Source organism: Colwellia sp. Bg11-12 (genome assembly GCF_014076955.1).
GTDB lineage: Bacteria > Pseudomonadota > Gammaproteobacteria > Enterobacterales > Alteromonadaceae > Colwellia_A.
This window is the reverse complement of the sequence record NZ_JACGUZ010000056.1, coordinates 152,085-172,438: the sequence shown is the minus strand read 5'-3', so window position 1 is coordinate 172,438 and position 20,354 is coordinate 152,085. Positions and strand designations below refer to the sequence as shown.

19 protein-coding genes are annotated in these 20,354 nt (G+C 37.5%); 6 read left to right on the top strand and 13 right to left on the bottom strand.

Annotated features, from left to right (window positions below; all coding sequences use genetic code 11):
• Nucleotides 1–286 precede the first annotated feature (286 nt).
• The 10 genes from nqrM to H4J39_RS05065 all read right to left on the bottom strand — a co-directional run bounded on the left by nqrM (nucleotide 287) and on the right by H4J39_RS05065 (nucleotide 10,143).
• A complete protein-coding gene (gene nqrM, locus H4J39_RS05110; RefSeq protein WP_182226284.1) occupies nucleotides 287–508 on the bottom strand; it encodes a (Na+)-NQR maturation NqrM in 222 nt (73 codons plus the stop codon).
• Nucleotides 509–570: 62 nt separating this feature from the next.
• Nucleotides 571–1,602, bottom strand: coding sequence for an FAD:protein FMN transferase (locus H4J39_RS05105; protein ID WP_182226283.1), 1,032 nt, complete (start codon nucleotides 1,600–1,602; stop codon nucleotides 571–573).
• Nucleotides 1,603–1,833: 231 nt separating this feature from the next.
• Nucleotides 1,834–3,057, bottom strand: a complete 1,224-nt coding sequence (gene nqrF / locus H4J39_RS05100; protein WP_182226282.1) for an NADH:ubiquinone reductase (Na(+)-transporting) subunit F — start codon at nucleotides 3,055–3,057, stop codon at nucleotides 1,834–1,836.
• A 74-nt stretch (nucleotides 3,058–3,131) separates the two neighbouring features.
• A complete protein-coding gene (gene nqrE, locus H4J39_RS05095) occupies nucleotides 3,132–3,755 on the bottom strand; it encodes an NADH:ubiquinone reductase (Na(+)-transporting) subunit E (RefSeq protein ID WP_182175777.1) in 624 nt (207 codons plus the stop codon).
• Between the two features lie 4 nt (nucleotides 3,756–3,759).
• Entirely contained in the window at nucleotides 3,760–4,383 is a 624-nt protein-coding gene (locus H4J39_RS05090) for an NADH:ubiquinone reductase (Na(+)-transporting) subunit D (protein WP_070376016.1), read from the bottom strand.
• Nucleotides 4,383–5,165 carry a Na(+)-translocating NADH-quinone reductase subunit C gene (locus H4J39_RS05085; RefSeq protein WP_182226281.1) on the bottom strand — a complete coding sequence of 261 codons (783 nt, stop codon included), beginning with the start codon at nucleotides 5,163–5,165 and terminating at the stop codon, nucleotides 4,383–4,385. Before H4J39_RS05085 ends, H4J39_RS05090 begins: the two co-directional genes overlap by 1 nt.
• Nucleotides 5,158–6,369: an NADH:ubiquinone reductase (Na(+)-transporting) subunit B gene (locus H4J39_RS05080; protein WP_182226280.1), complete on the bottom strand. Its 1,212-nt coding sequence runs from the start codon at nucleotides 6,367–6,369 to the stop codon at nucleotides 5,158–5,160. Before H4J39_RS05080 ends, H4J39_RS05085 begins: the two co-directional genes overlap by 8 nt.
• Nucleotides 6,370–6,371: 2 nt before the next feature.
• Complete coding sequence (locus H4J39_RS05075) at nucleotides 6,372–7,709, bottom strand: Na(+)-translocating NADH-quinone reductase subunit A (protein ID WP_182226279.1); 1,338 nt, start codon at nucleotides 7,707–7,709, stop codon at nucleotides 6,372–6,374.
• 385 nt (nucleotides 7,710–8,094) lie between these two features.
• On the bottom strand, nucleotides 8,095–9,285 hold the full coding sequence (fabV, locus tag H4J39_RS05070; RefSeq protein WP_182226278.1) for an enoyl-ACP reductase FabV: 1,191 nt from the start codon (nucleotides 9,283–9,285) through the stop codon (nucleotides 8,095–8,097).
• Between the two features lie 534 nt (nucleotides 9,286–9,819).
• The gene (locus H4J39_RS05065; RefSeq protein ID WP_182226277.1) at nucleotides 9,820–10,143 is read right to left on the bottom strand and encodes a BolA/IbaG family iron-sulfur metabolism protein; all 324 of its coding nucleotides are present in this window, start codon (nucleotides 10,141–10,143) and stop codon (nucleotides 9,820–9,822) included.
• A 255-nt stretch (nucleotides 10,144–10,398) separates the two neighbouring features.
• Here H4J39_RS05065 and H4J39_RS05060 point away from each other — a divergent pair, with 255 nt between their 5' ends.
• The 5 genes from H4J39_RS05060 to H4J39_RS05040 all read left to right on the top strand — a co-directional run bounded on the left by H4J39_RS05060 (nucleotide 10,399) and on the right by H4J39_RS05040 (nucleotide 14,737).
• The gene (locus H4J39_RS05060; protein ID WP_182226276.1) at nucleotides 10,399–11,550 is read left to right on the top strand and encodes a methyltransferase; all 1,152 of its coding nucleotides are present in this window, start codon (nucleotides 10,399–10,401) and stop codon (nucleotides 11,548–11,550) included.
• A gap of 16 nt (nucleotides 11,551–11,566) precedes the next feature.
• Nucleotides 11,567–12,163 carry a YajG family lipoprotein gene (locus H4J39_RS05055; RefSeq protein ID WP_182226275.1) on the top strand — a complete coding sequence of 199 codons (597 nt, stop codon included), beginning with the start codon at nucleotides 11,567–11,569 and terminating at the stop codon, nucleotides 12,161–12,163.
• Between the two features lie 27 nt (nucleotides 12,164–12,190).
• Nucleotides 12,191–12,775 carry a peptidylprolyl isomerase gene (locus H4J39_RS05050; protein WP_310649716.1) on the top strand — a complete coding sequence of 195 codons (585 nt, stop codon included), beginning with the start codon at nucleotides 12,191–12,193 and terminating at the stop codon, nucleotides 12,773–12,775.
• 251 nt (nucleotides 12,776–13,026) lie between these two features.
• The gene (locus H4J39_RS05045; RefSeq protein ID WP_182181892.1) at nucleotides 13,027–13,356 is read left to right on the top strand and encodes a hypothetical protein; all 330 of its coding nucleotides are present in this window, start codon (nucleotides 13,027–13,029) and stop codon (nucleotides 13,354–13,356) included.
• A gap of 106 nt (nucleotides 13,357–13,462) precedes the next feature.
• Nucleotides 13,463–14,737 (top strand): AmpG family muropeptide MFS transporter, encoded by a 1,275-nt coding sequence (locus H4J39_RS05040; RefSeq protein ID WP_182226274.1) that lies wholly within the window; start codon nucleotides 13,463–13,465, stop codon nucleotides 14,735–14,737.
• Between the two features lie 515 nt (nucleotides 14,738–15,252).
• Here H4J39_RS05040 and H4J39_RS05035 read toward each other — a convergent pair.
• Nucleotides 15,253–15,801 (bottom strand): YkvA family protein, encoded by a 549-nt coding sequence (locus tag H4J39_RS05035; protein WP_182226273.1) that lies wholly within the window; start codon nucleotides 15,799–15,801, stop codon nucleotides 15,253–15,255.
• A 244-nt stretch (nucleotides 15,802–16,045) separates the two neighbouring features.
• Here H4J39_RS05035 and H4J39_RS05030 point away from each other — a divergent pair, with 244 nt between their 5' ends.
• Entirely contained in the window at nucleotides 16,046–17,347 is a 1,302-nt protein-coding gene (locus H4J39_RS05030; protein WP_182226272.1) for a DUF3667 domain-containing protein, read from the top strand.
• Nucleotides 17,348–17,619: 272 nt separating this feature from the next.
• Here H4J39_RS05030 and lysS read toward each other — a convergent pair whose 3' ends face one another.
• Both lysS and prfB read right to left on the bottom strand, forming a co-directional pair.
• Nucleotides 17,620–19,170, bottom strand: coding sequence for a lysine--tRNA ligase (gene lysS, locus H4J39_RS05025; protein ID WP_182226271.1), 1,551 nt, complete (start codon nucleotides 19,168–19,170; stop codon nucleotides 17,620–17,622).
• A 71-nt stretch (nucleotides 19,171–19,241) separates the two neighbouring features.
• A protein-coding gene (gene prfB / locus H4J39_RS05020) for a peptide chain release factor 2 (protein ID WP_182226270.1) occupies nucleotides 19,242–20,340 on the bottom strand; the annotation gives its coding sequence in 2 pieces (ribosomal slippage) (nucleotides 19,242–20,264 and nucleotides 20,266–20,340; 1,098 coding nt in all).
• Nucleotides 20,341–20,354: the final 14 nt, after the last annotated feature.

The following is a 20,354-nucleotide window of genomic DNA, read 5'->3' as shown; positions in this document are numbered from 1 at the left end:
TTGGCTTACTTGAATAAGATTTAAGGTAAAACTGACTGTCGCTATAGAACCTTAAATGGTTATAAAGCCGTTTTGCCCCTTATCTCAAATTTTAGAGACCGAACCAGCTATAAGATTTAGTAATATTTTGTGTCGTTAGTTTATTAGGTTCAAGTCGGCTAGTGTAGTGCACAAGGACGTTATTTAAACGATACTCGCTGAGGATTATTTAAAATATTGTAGAAAGTATCTGCATGGGAGCAGATACTTATTGTTTTACTGAAAGTAAAATTAGGATATTGATACATTATATATTTTTTATATCAATCATATTATCTTTAGTTGCAGCAATACGCTCTCGTTCTTTGCGTTTATCACAAGGGTTGTCACAATTACACGACTTGTCAATTCCCACCGACGATAAACCACCACAACTGCCCGCTAAAGACTTCTGCTGAAATATATAACCCACTGACATTGCAACAACAACGACAAGAAAAAAACCTAAAGTGATCATAAAAATCATCATAAAATTAACCTACTACTTTCTTGAAAATGTAAAATATATAAACAGTAATTCGTGATTACTCATTACTTCAAATATTGCATGAATTTTACCGTGCTTTGCTCAACAAAGCCATGATCGGTTTTGGCAATAATGTAAGCGGCAATATCATTTTCCTCAGCAAAAGCTATCGCCTTTTCCTCACCCATAACCATCATGGCTGTTGACAAACCGTCAGCCGTCATCGAAGACGGATGAATAACCGTTACTGAAACTAACTTATGATTGATAGGTTTACCTGTACTGGGGTCAATAATATGTGAAAAACGTTGCCCATCAGCTTCATAATAATTACGATAATCACCAGAGGTAGCTACAGCATTATTTTTTGGTATGATGACTTGATGAATAGAGCGGTGTTCTCCCGTCGGGTCTTGAATAGGTTTTTCAATAGCGACATGCCAAAGCTCGCCAGTATGCTTAAAGCCTTTAATTCGCATTTCTCCGCCAATTTCAATAAGATAATTAACTACGCCCTTTTCTTCTAAATATTCAGCGACTAAATCAACACCATAACCTTTAGCTATGGTTGATAAATCAACATATAGGTTCGGTATTTTTTTAGAGAGTTTATTGCCTGTTAAGGTCAACTCTGCCAGTCCTATTCTTTGACGTGCTGCAAGCAAAGCTTCATCACTTGGAATAGTATCGGGACGATATTCTGGGCCAAAACCCCATAAATTAACTAATGGGCCTACTGTAACATCTAACTTGCCTTCACTTAATTGGCCTAAACGAATTGCCTCTTTAATAACACGCGTTAAACCTACAGATATTTCAACCGACGCCAGTGATGTCGATTTATTAAACCGTGATAATTCAGAGTCGTCTATATAAGTAGACATTTCTTGGTTTAATTGCACCAATAAAGCATCAATGCCAGTATGTAATTGTTGAGTATCAACCGCATTATTTTTAATCACGACTTTAATATTATAAGTGGTGCCCATAGTACGACCTTGCAGCAGAACTTCTTGCTTACTCAAGTCACTGCTTGGAAAACATCCCGCTAAAAAAATCAGCGTAAACACGAGAATTATTACTTTTGATTTAATCATTTCAATACCCATAAATTTATTATTTATGTAAATCGTTTACCGAAAACGTCTTATATAAATAATAAAAGACGACAAGAGTCGTCTTTTATTTGAAGCTTTCATTCATTGAATCATTGTTTAATTTAAACGCTGTATATTGCCTTTAGTTCGAGAAGGCTGCGCGGAGTTGACGTTAGTCAATGAGCACAGCCGACGACGAAATAAAGCCAGTAGGCAAGTTAAAGTAAACGATTAGCCGCCGAAGTCATCTAGCATGATGTTTTCGTCTTCTACGCCTAAGTCTTTAAGCATATGAATAACGGCAGCATTCATCATTGGAGGACCACACATGTAGTACTCACAATCTTCTGGTGCTTCATGATCTTTTAAATAGTTTTCATAAAGTACATTATGAATAAAACCTGTCATGCCTTCCCAGTTATCTTCAGCTTGTGGGTCTGATAACGCAACATGCCATTTGAAGTTGTCATTATCAGCGGCTAAACCGTTGTAATCATCTTCATAGAACATTTCACGCTTAGAGCGAGCACCATACCAGAACGACATTTTACGCTTAGATTGTAAACGTTTAAGTTGATCAAAAATGTGTGAACGCATTGGCGCCATACCGGCACCACCACCAATAAAGACCATTTCATTATCTGTTTCTTTAGCGAAAAACTCGCCAAATGGACCAGAAATCGTGACTTTATCGCCAGGCTTAAGACTAAAAATATATGATGACATTTTACCTGCTGGTAAATGTAAACGTCCTGGAGGCGGCGTAGCAATACGCACGTTAAGCATAATAATGCCTTCTTCTTCAGGGTAGTTAGCCATTGAGTATGCACGTAACGTTGGTTCATCAACTTTTGATTCAACATCAAAAAAGCCAAAATGATTCCAATCGCCTTTGTACTGTTCATCAATATCAAAATCACTATATTTAACGTGATGAGCTGGTGCTTCTATCTGAATATAACCACCGGCTTTAAACGGAACAGATTCACCATTAGGTATTTGAAGCTTAAGTTCTTTAATGAAAGTGGCTTGGTTATCATTAGAGATAACTTCACATTCCCATTGTTGAACACCAAAGATCTCATCTTCTACTTCAATGACCATGTCTTGTTTAACAGCAACTTGACAGGCTAAGCGACAACCTGTTTTAGCTTCACGCTTAGTGATATGACCAGTTTCAGTTGGCAGAATATCACCACCACCTGAATGCACGTCAACACGACATTGACCACAAGTACCACCACCACCACATGCAGAAGGAATAAAAATCCCTTGGTCTGCTAAAGCGCCAAGAAGCTTGCCACCAGCAGCTGTTACTACTGATTTATTTGGGTCGCCATTTATACTAATTGTTACGTCACCTGAAGAGACTAACTTAGATTTAGCAAATAAAATCACTAAAACTAATGCTAACACTATCGCGGTAAACATCGATATGCCGAGAATGATTTCCATCGACTTTTCCTTAAATTATCTAGGGCCTAAGCTCAAATTACTTTTGGTAATAAGTCACTTAGACCGATATTTGCCTAAAGTGAAATACCACCGAAAGAAAGAAAGCCAAAAGCCATCAATCCTGCGGAGATAAACGTGATACCTAAACCTTTCAAACCGTCTGGCACGTCAGAATATTTCATCTTTTCGCGTATGGCGGCCAATAACACAATAGCTAACATCCAACCAACACCAGAGCCAATGCCGTAAACAACACTTTCACCCAAAGTTAAGTTTTTCGCTACCATGAAAGATACCGCACCAAAAATTGCACAGTTAACAGTGATTAAAGGTAAAAATATACCTAACGCTTGATACAAAGCAGGAAAATATTTATCTAAAATCATTTCCAAAATTTGTACCAAAGCGGCAATAACACCGATAAAGGTAATAAATGATAAAAAGCTTAAATCAATTGAATCTTTCTGCTCAGTAATACCCATCATGCTGTCTAAAGCACCTGGAGCTAAAATAGCTTGATAGATAATTTGGTTAGCTGGAACAGCTAAACCTAATACCACGACCACCGCAACACCCAGACCAATGGCTGTACTTACCTTCTTAGACACCGCTAAGAAAGTACACATACCCAAGAAGAAGCTTAACGCCATATTCTCAATAAATATGGTTTTAATAAAAATACTTAAATAATGTTCCATGGGGCTAATCCTTCTCTACTTGTTCTGGTTTCCACTGGCGTACAGCCCAGATGATTAAACCAATAATGAAGAATGAACTAAATGGTAAGACTAATAAGCCATTACCTTGGTACCAACCATCGTTTTGAACTAATTTAAATACTTCAATACCAAAGATCTCACCAAAACCAAATAATTCACGGAAAAAAGCAACAACCATCAAAACTGCGCCGTAACCTAAACCGTTACCAATACCATCTAAAAAGCTAACACCCGGCTTTTCTTTCATAGCAAAGGCTTCTGCACGGCCCATTACAATACAGTTAGTAATGATCAAACCAATGAAAACTGACAACTCTTTCGACAACTGATAAGAGAAGGCTTTTAACACTTGGTCAACCACAATGACTAATGACGCTATAATCGCCATTTGCACAATAATACGCACACTTGATGGAATATGATTACGAACAAGTGAGATAAAAAAGTTAGAAAAGCCAGTAACTAGCATTACCGCTATGGTCATAACCAAAGCGTTTGCCATTGAACTGGTTACCGCTAGAGCAGAACAAACACCTAGTACCTGTAAAGCGATAGGGTTGTTATCTACAATAGGTCCAAATAGTACTTTTTTAGTATCTGAAGACATTAGTTCATCTCTCCTTCGCTAGCAACACTGCGGAATTTAGTAATAAAAGGTCCATAACCTTGCTCACCTAACCAAAAATGTAAAGTATTTTGCACGCCATTACTGGTTAAGGTAGCACCTGACAATGCGTCAACACCGTGAACATCACCGGCTTTAGCACCACCTTTAATCACTTTAATAGCCACTTCACCGCTATCATTGTAAATTTGCTTACCTGGCCATAAAGCTTTCCACTTAGGGTTAAGTACTTCAGCGCCTAAACCAGGAGTTTCCTTTAAGTCAGAATAAATAAGACTACGAACGGTATTTAAATCTGGCGCTAAACCAATATAACCGTACATTAAGTCCCACAGCCCTGAACCAACAATAGGTAAAACCAAAGTATTTAGCTGACCTTGCTCATTATTAACTAAGTAAACAACAGCGCGGTTAGCACGGCGATTAATACCCGCGGTATCGTTAGTAAGCTTTGAGCTTTTAGCGGTATCACGAGCGTCTGCACGTTCGTCAAATATATCGGTGTTACCTTCAATAATTTTCCCTGAATCTAGGTCAATCATTTTAGCAACAACATACTTGTTGTAAGTACCAACAATATCAGTACCTGCTTTTTCTAATAAGCCGGAAGCTTCAAGAATTTTAGTTTGCTTATCAAGTAGTTTATTAGCTTGTTGTAATGGTTTTAAGCTAATCGCAGCAACAGAGACTAACGCAGCACAAACCAGACAAACTAAAAACACAAAGCCGATTGTTTTAATTGGAGTTTCTTTATTACTAGACATTACGAGCGAGCCTCCGTTTGATATTCCCTTGAACAACAAAATAGTCGAAAAGAGGGGCGAATAAATTAGCGAATAAAATAGCTAACATAATTCCTTCAGGGTATGCCGGGTTAACTACACGTATGAGTACAACCATTACACCAACTAATGCACCAAACCAGTATTTACCAGTATTAGTAAAAGACATAGTGACAGGGTCAGTAGCCATAAACATCATACCAAAAGCAAAACCACCTGTGACTAAATGCCAGTACCATGGCATAGCAAACATTGCGTTAGTATCGCTACCAATACTGTTAAACAGTAATGAAGTGAACACCATACCGGCGAAAACACTTAAAACAATACGCCACGAAGCAATACCTTTATACAGAATGTATGCACCACCTAGGAAAATAGCAGCTGTTGATACTTCACCCATAGAACCTGGGATAAAGCCCAAGAAGGCATTCCACCAGTTAGTATTGATTGCAAAATCAACCGATCCTGGAATGGCTGCTGCTGCTGCACTTAATGGTGTCGCACCTGAGTAACCATCAATAGCAACCCAAACAGCATCGCCTGATAGTTCGCCTGGATAAGCAAAAAATAGGAATGCACGACCCGCTAGCGCAGGGTTCAAGAAATTTTTACCTGTACCACCAAATATTTCTTTAGCGATAACAATACCGAAAGTAATACCGATAGCAACTTGCCATAATGGGATTGTTGCAGGCAATATCAAGGCAAACAAAATTGAGCTAACAAAGAAACCTTCGTTAACTTCATGCTTGCGCACTGAAGCAAATAAAACTTCCCAGAAGCCACCAACGATAAAGGTAGTCGCATAAATAGGTAAGAAGAACATTGCTCCATAAAGCATCATGCCGAAGACACCAGAGTCAGCCGATAAGCTACCTCCTAGGAATTCGAACAAGCCTACTTGCCAAGTATCTGGTAAAGCATAACCAGCAGCTAAAGCGTCAGCTGCTTGAAAACCAATGTTGTACATACCAAAAAACATAGCAGGGAAAACAGCTAACCATACCGTGATCATGATACGTTTTAAGTCAATACTATCACGAACGTGGGTAGCACCTTTGTTCACTTGACCTGGAGTAAATAAACCAGTGGCTACCGCTTCGTATAAAGCGTACCACGTTTCTAGCTTACCGCCTTTTTCAAATTGCGGTTCAATATCTTCAATATACTTTTTCAAGCCCATGTCTAACCTTCCTTCTCTATTGTGGTTAGGCATTCACGAAGAATAACGCCATAATCTGTTTTGCCTGGGCAAACAAATGTACATAAGGCTAAATCTTCTTCATCAAGCTCTAAAGCACCAAGTTGCTGCGCGCTGTCTGTATCGCCGGCACATAAATCACGCAATAACATTGTTGGGAGAATATCTAATGGCATCACACGTTCAAAGTTACCAATTGGCACCATGGCACGAGGACTACCGTTAGTTGTTGTGGTCATATTGAATAATTTCTTCGGGAAGAAATGAGACATATATGCACGTGTTACCGAGAACTTATTAGGGCCTGGGTACATGTAACCAATAAACTCTTTTTCGCGACCTTCTAAAATCAACGAAATTTGCACATGGTAGCGACCTAAATAAGCGTGAACACCTTTTGCTCTTGCTCCTGAAAGTAAAGAACCAGAAACAACACGTAATTCACCGTCAGTAAATTCACCAGCAATTAAATCGTCGGTGTTAGCACCTAAAATAGTACGCACTAAACGAGGGTTCTTAGCGGCAGGACCAGCAAGTGAAATAATACGCGTATTATTTAACTCTCCAGAGAGAAACAGTTGACCAAAGGCGATAACATCTTGATATCCTAAGCTCCATGCAGACTTATCAGCACTTACTGGCTTTAAGAAATGCATGTGTGTACCCACTAAACCCGCAGGATGTTTCCCTGCAAATTCATTAACTTGTACATTAGCTTCTACAGGAATATTTGCACCAGGGGCTTTACTAACAAACACTTCACCAGTCGTTAAACGAGAAAGTACAGTTAAACCATTCTTAAAGGCTTCACTTTGTTCATTAATAATCATTTCAGGGTTAGCGGCTAGTGGATTAGTATCCATAGCACTAACAAAAATGGCGGTGGGCGTTGAATCAATAGCGGGAACTTTACTAAAAGGACGTGTTCGTAATGCTGTCCACAAACCTGAATTAACAAGGTTAGCAACAACGTCTTCACGTTTTATTGAGCTAAGTTCATTAGCCGCGTATGAAGTAAAAGTTTCTTGCTCATCGCCGTCAATTTCAATAACGACTGATTGCAAAACACGTTTTTCACCACGATTGATTTCTTTAACAACACCGGCAACATGAGCTGTGAATTTAACGCCAGGGTTCTTTTTATCTTCAAAAAGAACCTGACCTTTTTTGACACGATCATCCACTTTAACAAACATGGTTGGTCGCATACCCACAAACTCTTCACCTAATGTTGCAACGGTTTTGATGGCGTTGCCATCATGGATTACCTGCTGGGGAGAACCAACGACAGGAACATCCAGACCTTTTTTTATTGTAATCATAAACACATGCACTACTTTTGATGGGAGTATCAAAACCATAAAGTTACTTACGTAATTAAACTCTTTTACGATCACTCGTGACTGAAGTCTGATAGGTAAGGAAATTATTGATTTTAGTGTATTTCAGTAAGTACTTCTTTTTTAGCAACAACAATAATTGCTTGAAAATAAAAAGACCCACTGGCTCTAAGTTAAAATTTCTGGCGCGATTTTAACACAAAAACTCTAAGGCTATCTACGATCTCTGTTACTTTAAATTACAATTTAGCTGAATATTTTATATTTCGCTCATTTATCAAGCAAATAATTTATAATGGCGAAAAAAGCCGACATTTTATGTCGGCTTTTTTAGTTAGCACTAATATCTAATAATGCAACTTAACCGTTATAAAAGATGCTTAATTTCTGTCATTGTATTTACATCCGCTTCGTAATCGACACCTTCAATGCTAAAGCCAAATAACTTCAAAAACTCTTGATGATAACCAACATAATCAGTTAATTCGTCAATTGTATCGGAATCTACGGTATTCCAAATATTAGTTACTCGTTGCTGAACACTCTCTTCTAGCTCTTTATGATTTTGACGGTAACGATTTTGATCATCTAAACGTGGAGTTTTGCTATATATATTATCAACAAATAGGTTCTGAATTTGCTCAATACAACCTTCATAGGTGCCATCAGCTTTCATCACTTTAAACATTGCTGAAATATAAAGTGGCATAATAGGTATCGCTGAACTTGCCTGTGTAACCACTGCATTTAATGAAGTCACATGCGCTTCCCCCTTGAGCTCAGCCGTTGCATTATTAATGGCTGCTGCTGCACGGTCTAAATCTTCTTTCGCTTTACCAATGGTTGCTTTGCCGTATATTGGCCACGTTAACTCTTTACCAATATATGTATAAGCTACTGATTTAAAACCTTTAGAAAGAACACCCGCTTCATGCAATGCCTTAATCCATAATTCCCAGTCAGCGCCACCCATTACATCGATGGTGCCTTGTATTTCAGCTTCGTTTGCCGCTTCCACCGAGATTTCATCAATAACACGCTTTGAGGTATTTAAATTTTTAGTGGTTACACTTTGCCCGATAGGTTTAAGCGTTGAAGAATAAACTTCACCGGTATCGGGATCAGTACGACGAGGTGAAGCAAGCGAGTAGACAATCAAATCAATTTCACCTAATTCAGCTTTGATGGTTTCAATCGCTTTAGCTTTTATTTCATGTGAAAACGCATCGCCATTAATATTTTTTGACCAAAGGCCAGCGGCCTCTGCTGAATTTTGAAAGGCTGACGTATTATACCAACCGGCACTAGCTGTTTTCTTTTCAGTAGGTGGTTTCTCGAAGAAAACACCTAATGTTTTAGCATTATTACCAAATGCAGCGGTAATACGAGAAGCTAAACCATAACCCGTAGAAGCACCGATAACTAAAACATTTTTCGGTTTAGCATCTGCTTGTTGATGAGATTTCACATAAGATATTTGCTCGTGAACATGAGCTTCACAACCGGCTGGATGTGCATTTGTACATATAAAACCACGAATTTTAGGTTTGATAACCATAAGAAGACCTTTTAATTAATACTATTTTTATCACCAAACGACTTGGCGATTTAGCCATTATTCAATATTTATTACGACATAAATTCAAAAATTGCCGCATAGTTTACGCTGCTGAAAGAAAAATGAGGTATGACCAGTAGTTCTTTGAACTCTAAATCAATAAGAAAAGCATCTCTCATTTTGATATTATGTTTTTAATATTAGCGATTATACTGCGTTGTTCTCTAAAAACGCGCTAACCCAACCCCCTATTTTAACATAGACACTGTTATTTCTTGCTTGCTCAGCTAATACGCCAAGAATTTAACGTTTAACGTTTAACGTTTTCATCACTTCGAGTGGAAGTTTAAGTAATTTCACATGATGATTTAACTAAAGTTTTCAAACCATATTAATTGTTATTTACCTTTTGAGTAAAGAAGAATAAATATTGGTAATTAACGAGAAGTGAATACAATGATGACGCAGAGGAAGATTACATGTAAAAACACTAACAATGCTAATTAGTGTTTTACAGTGGGTTAATTCAATAAATTATGCCGACTTTTTCCCGCCTCCTAAACATTTAGGTGAGAGCGGAGTATTCTCTGCATAATACTTATCCCACTCATCTTTAGTATAAGTATGAAGTGCTAAAGCATGTATTTTTTCAGCGAGCTCTATTGAAAGTAGTGAATTAATAGCACGGTGGCGTTTTATTAAACGCTCGCCAATAAAGTCATCCGTAACAATGATCACCTTAAAATGAGACTCACTGCCTGGCGCAACATTATGTTGATGGCTTTCGTTAATAACATCGAGATGTATTGGAGAAAATGCGGACAGAAGTTTTTGTTCAATTACAGCTTCAATGGTCATTATTATATCCCTGACATTTTTTTCTAGAGGTAGAATGATTTTAGTTTATTACCGTGAATATACCATCAGTCTGGATGGCTATATAAATTTAACTTGCCTAAATAGCGAGTAAACAGTTGGCTTTGTTGATAAAAGATTTTTCATCTTATTTATAAAATAATTTTTAACAACTCATCACAACTATCACTGGCTCAATTACCTATATTTTGTCACAATAGCTGACATTCTTCTAGGTGAAAATCGAACCTCTTCATTATGATCAGCCCTTTTATTGTCAACGCGGATGGCGTTTACGACAAGAACCTTTTTTTAGACCGATTCCCTGTTGGCCAAGTTAACCGAGCATTGGTTGCTTGGGATGCAGCCGACGAATATTTGATCAATTATGTTAATGAACAAAATTTAGCTGATAGTCATCACAACTTATTAATTTTCAATGATAGTTTTGGTGCGATTACCGCTAATTTTACTCAGGCAAACGTGACAACCGTTTCCGACTCTTGGATCAGTAATCAAGGCTTACAATATAATATTGAACAAAATGGTTTATCGCTTGAAAATATTAGCCAATTAAGTAGCTTAGATAACCTGCCAGAGAATATAACGGTTGTGTTATACAAAATACCTAAAAGTAAATCGCTAATGATTGATCAACTTTTAGCTATTAAGGCTAAATATAATCAGAAACTTATTTTTGTTGCTGCGGATAAAGCTAAAGATATTCACAGCTCAACATTAAAATTATTTGAAAAGTATTTAGGCACAACAAAAACATCTTTAGCGGTAAAAAAGGCACGTTTAGTCTTTTCTCAGCTTGATAATACACAAATATTTGCTTCACCTTTTCCTACTCTTTGGCCCTTAGAAAACACACCGTTTTCTATCAGTAATCACTCTGGCGTGTATGCCCGTGAAAAGCTTGATATTGGTGCTCGTCACTTTATGAAAAATCTTCCTGAAGTAAATGCGGGTACAAAGGTTATTGATTTAGGCTGCGGCAATGGCGTTATAGGCTTAACTGTATTAGCACAACAACCTGAAGCTTTCATCACTTTTGTTGATGAATCCTATATGGCTGTCGCTTCTGCCAAGACTAATATCAGTCAAAATTTACCTGAGCAGTTAGCGCAATGTCAGTTCGTCATTAATGACTGCTTAGCTGACGTAGAACCTAATAGTGTTGACTTAATTTTGTGTAACCCGCCTTTTCATCAGCAAAACGCGACAACGGATCATATTGCCTGGCAGATGTTCCGTGATAGTCATAGAGCATTAAAGAATGGTGGTGAATTACGTATTATAGGTAACCGACAATTAGGTTACCATATTAAGCTAAAACGACTTTTTGGTAATGAAAAACTTATTGCCAGCAACGATAAGTTTGTTACTCTTTCAGCCATAAAATAATAGGATTAAACAAATCATGAAAAATATATTTGTTAATAATAACGTAAAAACGCTAGCAGTAAGCACATTATTAGTTTTACTCACCGCTTGTGCCAACAAACCTACTCACGTGGTTATTGCACCTGATTTAAGCATTACTAATACCGCATCAAACCAAAGTAATTATCAAAATAAGCAGGCAAGTTTAACGGTTACTGATATGCGCACAGCTCAACACGTTGTACAAATTTTAAGAAAAGATGAAGCTGCCGAAGTTTATTCAAGCCAACAACCGTTAAACCAAATTATTGAGCAAACATTAACCGCCGAATTTAAAAAGCAAGGCCTAGAAATTAATGCCCAAGCGGGAAATATTATTGAAATCATTATTGATAATGGCTTAATAAGCGTGCAACAAGAAATGATAAAATATAAAGTGAATAATGAATTAGTGATCCGCGTAACCGTAAATAATGGCGCACAAACCTTGAGTAACACTTTTAAAGTACGTGGTACAAGCGAAGGCCCATTAAAAGCTGACATTGCGGTATTAGAGCGAGACTTTAGCCAGCAACTTACTCAACTTTTATCACAAGTTATTACTAACAGTGAAATTCAACGCTTTATAAAATAACGATTAACTACTCTTAAAGAAGCAATAATGATGAAACATTTACTTTTCTTATTTATATTTTTATCGACGACTATATCAGCAACGAATATTGCTATTGATCCCAACAACTTATTTCCAAAAGTAAAATTAGAAACGTCAAAAGGAATAATTATTGTTGAACTCGATCGTATTCGCGCTCCGTTAACCGTTGATAATTTTTTAACGTATGTCGTTAAAGGTGAGTATAACAACACGATATTTCATCGTATTGTCACCAACTTTATCGTCCAAGGCGGAGGTTACGATGAGAACTTCAATTTAAAAAAAGTTGATGGCGATATTGCTAATGAATCAGGCAACGGTTTAAAAAATGAAATAGGCACTATTGCCATGGCAAAAGAAAATCGCCCACACACGGCTAATCGTCAGTTCTTCTTTAATGTGGCAGACAATAAAAGCCTAGATCCTGGCCGTCGTTGGGGATATGCGGTATTTGGCACCATTGTCGAGGGACAAGAAGTTGTAAATGCTATGAACTTAGCCAAAACAGAGTACAGCGATGCTATGGGCTGGGATGATGTTCCAATAGAGCCAATAACATTGATCAAAGCAACTTTGCTGCCCGCGGAATAGGTTTAACAGTTCAATTTAAAAAGAGTTTAACAGACAATATATTTCTTTATGAAATGGCAATAATAAAGGTTTTTTTTTGATTATTATTGCCTTTAAATAGAATTAATTTGTCTACACCTTTGACAAATTCTTTTTAATCTACGATATATAAGGTAGTAAATTAGCCATTCAACGACTCATAAAGTTTCAATAAAGCGCTAGCTACTTTCCTATTTCCGATTATTTAAACAGAAGAGCAAACTGAGGGTGTCATGATAATAGAGCCGTTTATCAACGAAAAAACACTGCAAATTGCTTATTATATTAACGCAGTGATTAATCAATCATTACATTACACTGAACTAGACACATTTATTATTGATACCATGGAAGAGTGGACATTACTCAAAGTAAATGATGAAACACCGGGAAGTGCTAAAGAACGCGTTTTTTGGCACTTAGTTCATGAAATGAGTTTACACGGTGCTCAGTCGCTTAATCACGACTTATATTTCAAAAGTGAGATAACCACCTGTTTAGATTTCTTCAGCGGTACGGGTAGTTATCCAATCGACTGTATTGGCTGGCGTCCTTTACCTTAACCATCTTGATTCTATTCACTCAATCTTCATAGAACTTAAGAATAAACTTCTGTTTTCAATGACATTTTGATAGCCTATCGGTACGAATTTTTTTCTAGGCATATGCATGACAACTCCACAAACATTCAAAGAAGCTATTTTTAATAAAAGAATGTTGATCTGTATTTTTACCGGATTCACCTCGGGCTTGCCCTTATTTATTTTATACCAGCTGGTACCTGGTTGGTTAAGATCAGAAGGCGTCAGTCTTGTTGAAATAGGTTTATTCTCCTTAATTGGTATTCCCTATGTTTGGAAGTTTATTTGGTCCCCTTTAATGGATAGATACTCTTTTCCAATGCTCGGTCGACGACGTAGCTGGATGCTTGCTACCCAGATTTTATTACTGTTTACTATTGCTGGTTTTGGTTTTATAGACCCTAATATTAATATTTGGTCAGTAGCTTACCTAGCTGCAGCGGTTGCTTTTTTTAGTGCTAGTCAAGATATTGTCCTCGATGCGTATCGTAGAGAACTATTACTTGAACATGAGCTAGGTTTAGGAAATTCTATACATGTTCAAGCTTACAGATTATCAGGCTTAGTTCCTGGCTCATTAGCTTTCATATTAGCAGACCATATCAGTTGGCAATCCGTCTTCCTGATAGTTGCTGCTTTTATGCTAATAGGTATTTTATTGACACTCTTTATTAAAGAAACCAAAAGCGAACACTTGGCTCCTAAAACGTTACATGATGCTGTTGTCTTGCCCTTTCGAGATTTTATTACACGAAAAGGCGTGAAAAGTGCTTTGCAGATCCTGACTTTTCTATTTTTATATAAATTAGGTGACAGTATGGCTACAGCCCTCCAAACGCCATTTTTTATAGACTTAGGCTTTACTAAAACAGAAATTGGTGTTGTTGCTAAAACCGCCTCACTTATTGCGATGACAATTGGGCTTGCCATTGGCGGGATAGTCATGATCAAACTTAGTATTAATAAAGCATTATGGTTATTTGGTTTTGTACAAATTATCAGTATTTTAGGTTTTGCTGCTCTAGCAGAAATAGGTCACAACACCTATGCTTTAGCCTTTGCTATGGGTTTCGAATACTTAGGTGTTGGCCTAGGTACAGCAGCATTTACAGCATTTATAGCCAGAACGACCAACCCAGCTTTCGCTGCAACACAATTTGCACTATTTACGGCGTTGACTGCTTTACCTCGAACTTTTGCCAACGCGACAACAGGTCTTATTGTTGAACAAATAGGGTGGACATCATTCTACTTTTTATGTACTTTCCTCGCGATACCTGGAATGCTGATGTTATTCAAGGTTGCTCCCTGGAGCGAACAAGTCCCCTTAAATATAAAAAATAAAACAGAGGAATTAATATGATCAAGTTGTTCTTTCTCCTTCCCATTATTATGTGTCTTTTTTGGTGGAGATATTTAGATGCTAAAGGCTTTAGCGTAAAAGAAGGTGTGAAAGGCTTTGCGTATATCATTGCTTTAAATACGGTGCTAATCGGATTCCTTGTGATGATGATATATGTAACTCACGGATGACGGGGCCAGTTACCCTGATACCAAATCCGTCATCGTGATAACACCTCCGTCATCCTGAACTTATTTCAGGATCTCGCCGTTAACACCATAAAAATAAATACTGAAATAAATTCAACATGACGGAAAAGGGATAACTAGACACTGCTCAACTGAACCCAACCTAGTTTTTTGATATTAACTTCGTCATCCAGATACCGCCTCCGCTAACCTGATACTGACTCCGTCATTCTAATAACGCCCCCGTCATCCTGAACTTGTTTCAGGATCTCGTCGTTAATAACACAAAAAAAAGCTTACTCAAAAAATGAGTAAGCTTTTTACATTCAATATTTTCTGACTTTTAAATTAAAAAATAGATCTAAATGATGAGCGCCCGCTTCGACGTGTAGAACGACGGTTTCTCATACGACTGTGAAGTTCACGACGCTTTGAATCTAACCACTCTTCACGCGTAACTTTTGCATCGCCACTACGACCTTCTTCACGGCTGCGATAAGCGCAAAATTCTTCAAATGCTTCGATATCATCTTTTAGTTCTTCAGCAACTAATTCAATCATAATTGCATCGTCTAAAAAGCCTAATACAGGAATATGATCTGGAACTAAATCTTCTGGATCACTAAAATAAGCCAAAGCACTTAGCACATCAGCGCGCTCTTCAGCTGGAATTTTCCATTCAGAGTCTTCTATCATCGCCACTAAAGTTTCAAGCTTTTGAATGCGTTCGCTTACAAATTCAGGAACACTTCCTTTTATATCTTGGCTAATTTTCTTAGCGTTACTTAAAATAAGTGCTTCACTAAGTTTTGCAGCTCCTGATTGTGCTTTACGCATTACATCACGGAAGTGGTCTAAGTCTGATTCTGTTAATTCAAATTTAACTTCAAACGCCATTATAATTCTCCTGTATTTGGCTTTTCTATTTACTGTACTTTATTTGTATTGCTTCTTTAGTTTAATAAAAGTAGTACATTTAATACACTTTTTTATTCTGAGAGTAAACTTAACAGATAGTTACACAGACAGCACTAAGTTAACTTAAATTTTTTGTAAAAAATTATAACTTTTCGTTTACACTTTTTATAAACATAATGCTATGATTTTATTATATTGTTTCTAGCAACCTGCAAATACTTTTATGCAAAATAACGAGTTAGTTGAAAAAAATAGTGATGTTGCCCTCAATGCATCCTTACCTGACAAGCCTGAACACTTTAAAGTCTCAGATGATCATCAATGTGAAAATTGCCATCAACCACTCAGTGGTCCTTTCTGTGCTCAGTGTGGTCAACAAGCCGAGTCAACATTAAAGTATTTTTGGGTGGTTATATTACATTTACTTGATGATATTTTTAGTTTCGATTCACGAGCTGCTCGCACTATACTGCCATTACTTGCTCGTCCTGGTTTTTTAACCAACGAATATATCGCCGGAAAGCGTGTACACTATGTTCCTCCTCTACGTTTGTATCTATTTGTGAGTATTGTCTTTTTTATTACCTTAAAGTTTTTTGTTCTTAACGATAATAATAATATTTTGAATGTTAACGACAATCAAACATCAATAACGATGGCAAAAGATCACCTCGCTCTATTAGAAGAAAATAAACGTAAAGCAATAGAAGCAATACCTATTAACAGCGATAAACTAATAGTAATAACAAATGACATAGCAAAATTTTCAACATTTTTGTCTGATATCAATAAGGACGAAAGCTTGAATAAAAATAAACTGCTAATTGATATGACCAAAAAACTAGTCGATTTAGAGTTAAGACAATTTAATGATGGTCACCCCCTAGAAGGTAAGAAAAAAGAACGGTATGAGTTATTAACGTCAAACATTATTAAAATTAAAAATGGGGAAAAACTCGATAAAACAGTTAGCCCTGTGGTAATCAGTAACAATGCTGATGGAACGCTAACTTTTGATTTTTTGAGTGAAGATAGTAATAAAAAACTTAATACTTTTACCGAGTCTCTCACCAAGAAAGCAGAGAAAGCCTTCCACTCTGACACCACGCCATTAGTACAAGAGATTATTGGAAAGTTACCACAGCTAATGTTTATTTTACTGCCTCTTTTTGCCATATTGTTAAAGATAATGTTTATCTTTTCAAAGCGTCTTTATATGGAGCATTTAACTGTTGCTTTACATAGCCACAGCTTTATTTTCTTTACTATATTATTAGTAGAATTACTCGATGTCTTTTCTGACTATAGTGAAACAGCCATACCAGGACTTACGGGTAGCATTGAGTTTGCCAGTAAAGCGTTATTGCTTTGGATCCCTATTTATTTATTCATCATGCAAAGGCGAGTCTATAAACAAGGCTATTTATTCACCTTTATAAAATATACGGTTATCGGTAGTGCTTATATGGTATTAATTACTTTAACTGGTGTTATTGCTTTTATCTGGGGCTTAACTGATATTTAAATAACAGTTCCACTTACCCTGAACTAATACTAACTCCGAACATATACGTTCATTGGCATCCATGCCACCACGTTATTGCATCCATGGATGGAGGTACTTATGATTTGTCGGGAACAAAAATCATGACCGTTGACGTGCATGGATGCACTAATGCCTAGAAAGACAGGATGTCTGGGAGAGGCCACCATGAACATAAAAGCCGGATAAGTAATTAACTTATCCGGCTTTTTTTAATGTTTTATTAGTGACTTATAAAGCGCTATATATCAACCCTACTCAGCTAAAGGACGCATATGAGGGAACAATATAACGTCTTTAATTGTTGGTGAGTCCGTAAACAACATCACCAAACGGTCAATACCAATACCTTCACCCGCTGTTGGCGGCAAACCATACTCAAGTGCTTGTATATAGTCTTCATCATAATGCATCGCTTCATCATCACCAGCGTCTTTACCTGCCACTTGGTTTTTGAAACGTGCTGCTTGGTCTTCTGCATCGTTAAGCTCAGAAAAACCATTGGCTAATTCACGGCCACCAACAAAAAATTCAAAACGATCAGTAATAAATGGGTTGTCATCATTACGACGTGCTAATGGTGAAACTTCCCATGGATATTCAGTAATGAAAGTAGGTTGGTCAAGCATATGCTCGGCAACTTCTTCAAATATTTCACAAACATATTTACCAGCACCCCAAACTTTAGACGCTTCAGTTTCTTTAACGCCCACTTGTTTAGCCATTGCTTTAAGCGCGTCAAAGTTTTCTTCTGGGTTACGTAAAACATTTTCGTCTAAATCGTTACCGTATAATAAAATGGCATCAACCATAGATAAACGTGTGAACGACTTGCCAAAGTCATAAAATTTCTCTTCTGTTACTTCACCATCGCTATTTTTAACGGTATTGCGAATAACCGAGCTACCCATTACATCTTCAGCAAGCGTACGTAACATGTCTTCGGTAATGTTCATTAAGTCTTTATAGTCAGCATAAGCTTGGTAGAATTCAATCATGGTGAATTCTGGATTATGACGTGAAGATAAACCTTCATTACGGAAGTTACGGTTAATTTCGAATACTTTTTCAAAACCGCCAACCACTAAACGCTTCAAGTAAAGCTCAGGTGCAATACGCATATACATGTCTATATCTAAAGCATTATGAAAAGTTTCAAATGGCTTAGCCGTTGCGCCACCAGGAATGGTTTGCAACATAGGAGTTTCAACTTCCATAAAGCCACGCACAGTTAAAAACTGACGAATGCCTTCAACGATTTTAGAACGTATTTTGAAAGTATTACGTGTTTCTTCATTGATGATCAAGTCAACATAACGTTGACGATATTTTGTTTCAACATCAGATAAACCGTGGAATTTTTCTGGTAATGGACGTAAAGATTTAGTCAATAAATGATACTCATCCATATTGACATATAAGTCGCCTTTACCTGACATATGCATAGTACCGGTAACACCGATAATATCGCCTATATCTAAAGTGCCCCAGCGTTCTTTTATGTCTTTCTGCACAGTTTTATGTGCATAAGCTTGAATGCGACCAGACATATCTTGAAGAACAAGAAATGGACCACGTTTAGCCATAACACGACCAGCAATACTGTAAGTTGCTGTTTCAGCTTCAAGTGTTTCTTTATCTTTTTCGCCATGCTCAGCTTGTAAATCAGCAGCGTAGTGTTTTCGGTCAAACTTGTTTGGGTGGCCATTAGCCGGACAGTTTTCACGAATCTTCGCTAATTTACCGCGACGTTCGGCGATTAATTTATTCTCTTCTTGCTGATTTACTTGTGCTTGGTCGGTCATGTTGTTTCTCGTTAACTTTTTAAGTTTTGATTATCGAACCACGTTTCACGAGGTTCAACCTACATATTATTTTATAAACCAGATTTAAGGCTAGCTTCTAAAAATTTGTCTAAATCGCCATCTAAAACCGCTTGTGTATTACGGTTTTCAACGCCGGTGCGTAAATCTTTAATTCGGCTGTCGTCTAAAACGTATGAGCGTATCTGACTGCCCCAACCGATGTCTGATTTTCCGTCTTCTAATTCTTGCTTACCTTCATTTTTCTTTTGCATTTCCATTTCAAAAAGCTTGGCTTTTAGCAATTTCATTGCCGTAGCTCTGTTCTTATGCTGAGAACGGTCAGCCTGACAAGCGACAACAGCCCCGGTAGGAACATGCGTGATACGGATAGCTGAATCTGTTTTGTTTACATGCTGACCACCAGCACCCGAAGCGCGAAAGGTATCAATGCGTAAATCAGCAGGATTAATATCTATTTCAATATTGTCGTCTATTTCAGGGTAAATAAAGGCAGAAGCAAATGAGGTGTGACGACGTCCGCTTGAGTCAAATGGTGACTTTCTCACGAGACGATGAACACCTGTTTCCGTGCGTAGCCAACCATAAGCATATTCACCGGTATATTTAATCGTACAGCCTTTAATACCAGCCACATCACCATCAGTAACTTCAATCGCTTCAGTTTTATAACCGTGCGCTTCACCCCAACGTAGATACATACGCATCAGCATTTCAGCCCAGTCTTGTGCTTCGGTGCCACCTGAGCCTGATTGAATATCTAGATAACAACTGTTTTCGTCGTGTTCACCAGAGAACATGCGGCGAAATTCTAGTTTTTCTAGGCTTTTCTCTAACGCCTTTATTTCGTCTTCTGCGTCATTAAAGGTTTCTTCATCTTCTTCTTCAACAGCAAGTTCAACTAAGCCTTCAATATCTTCACAGCCTCTGTCCATTTCGTCAATGGTTTCAACAATAGCTTCAAGTGAAGATCGTTCTTTACCGAGCGCTTGTGCACGTTCGGGTTCATTCCAAACTTCGGGCGATTCGAGTTCTCGAACAACTTCAACTAAACGTTCGGATCTTTGGTCATAGTCAAAGGTACCCCCGAAGCATATCTGTACGCTCGCGGATATCTTTAATTTTGTTTATTACCGGGTTAGCTTCAATCATAGTTTATAATTTTA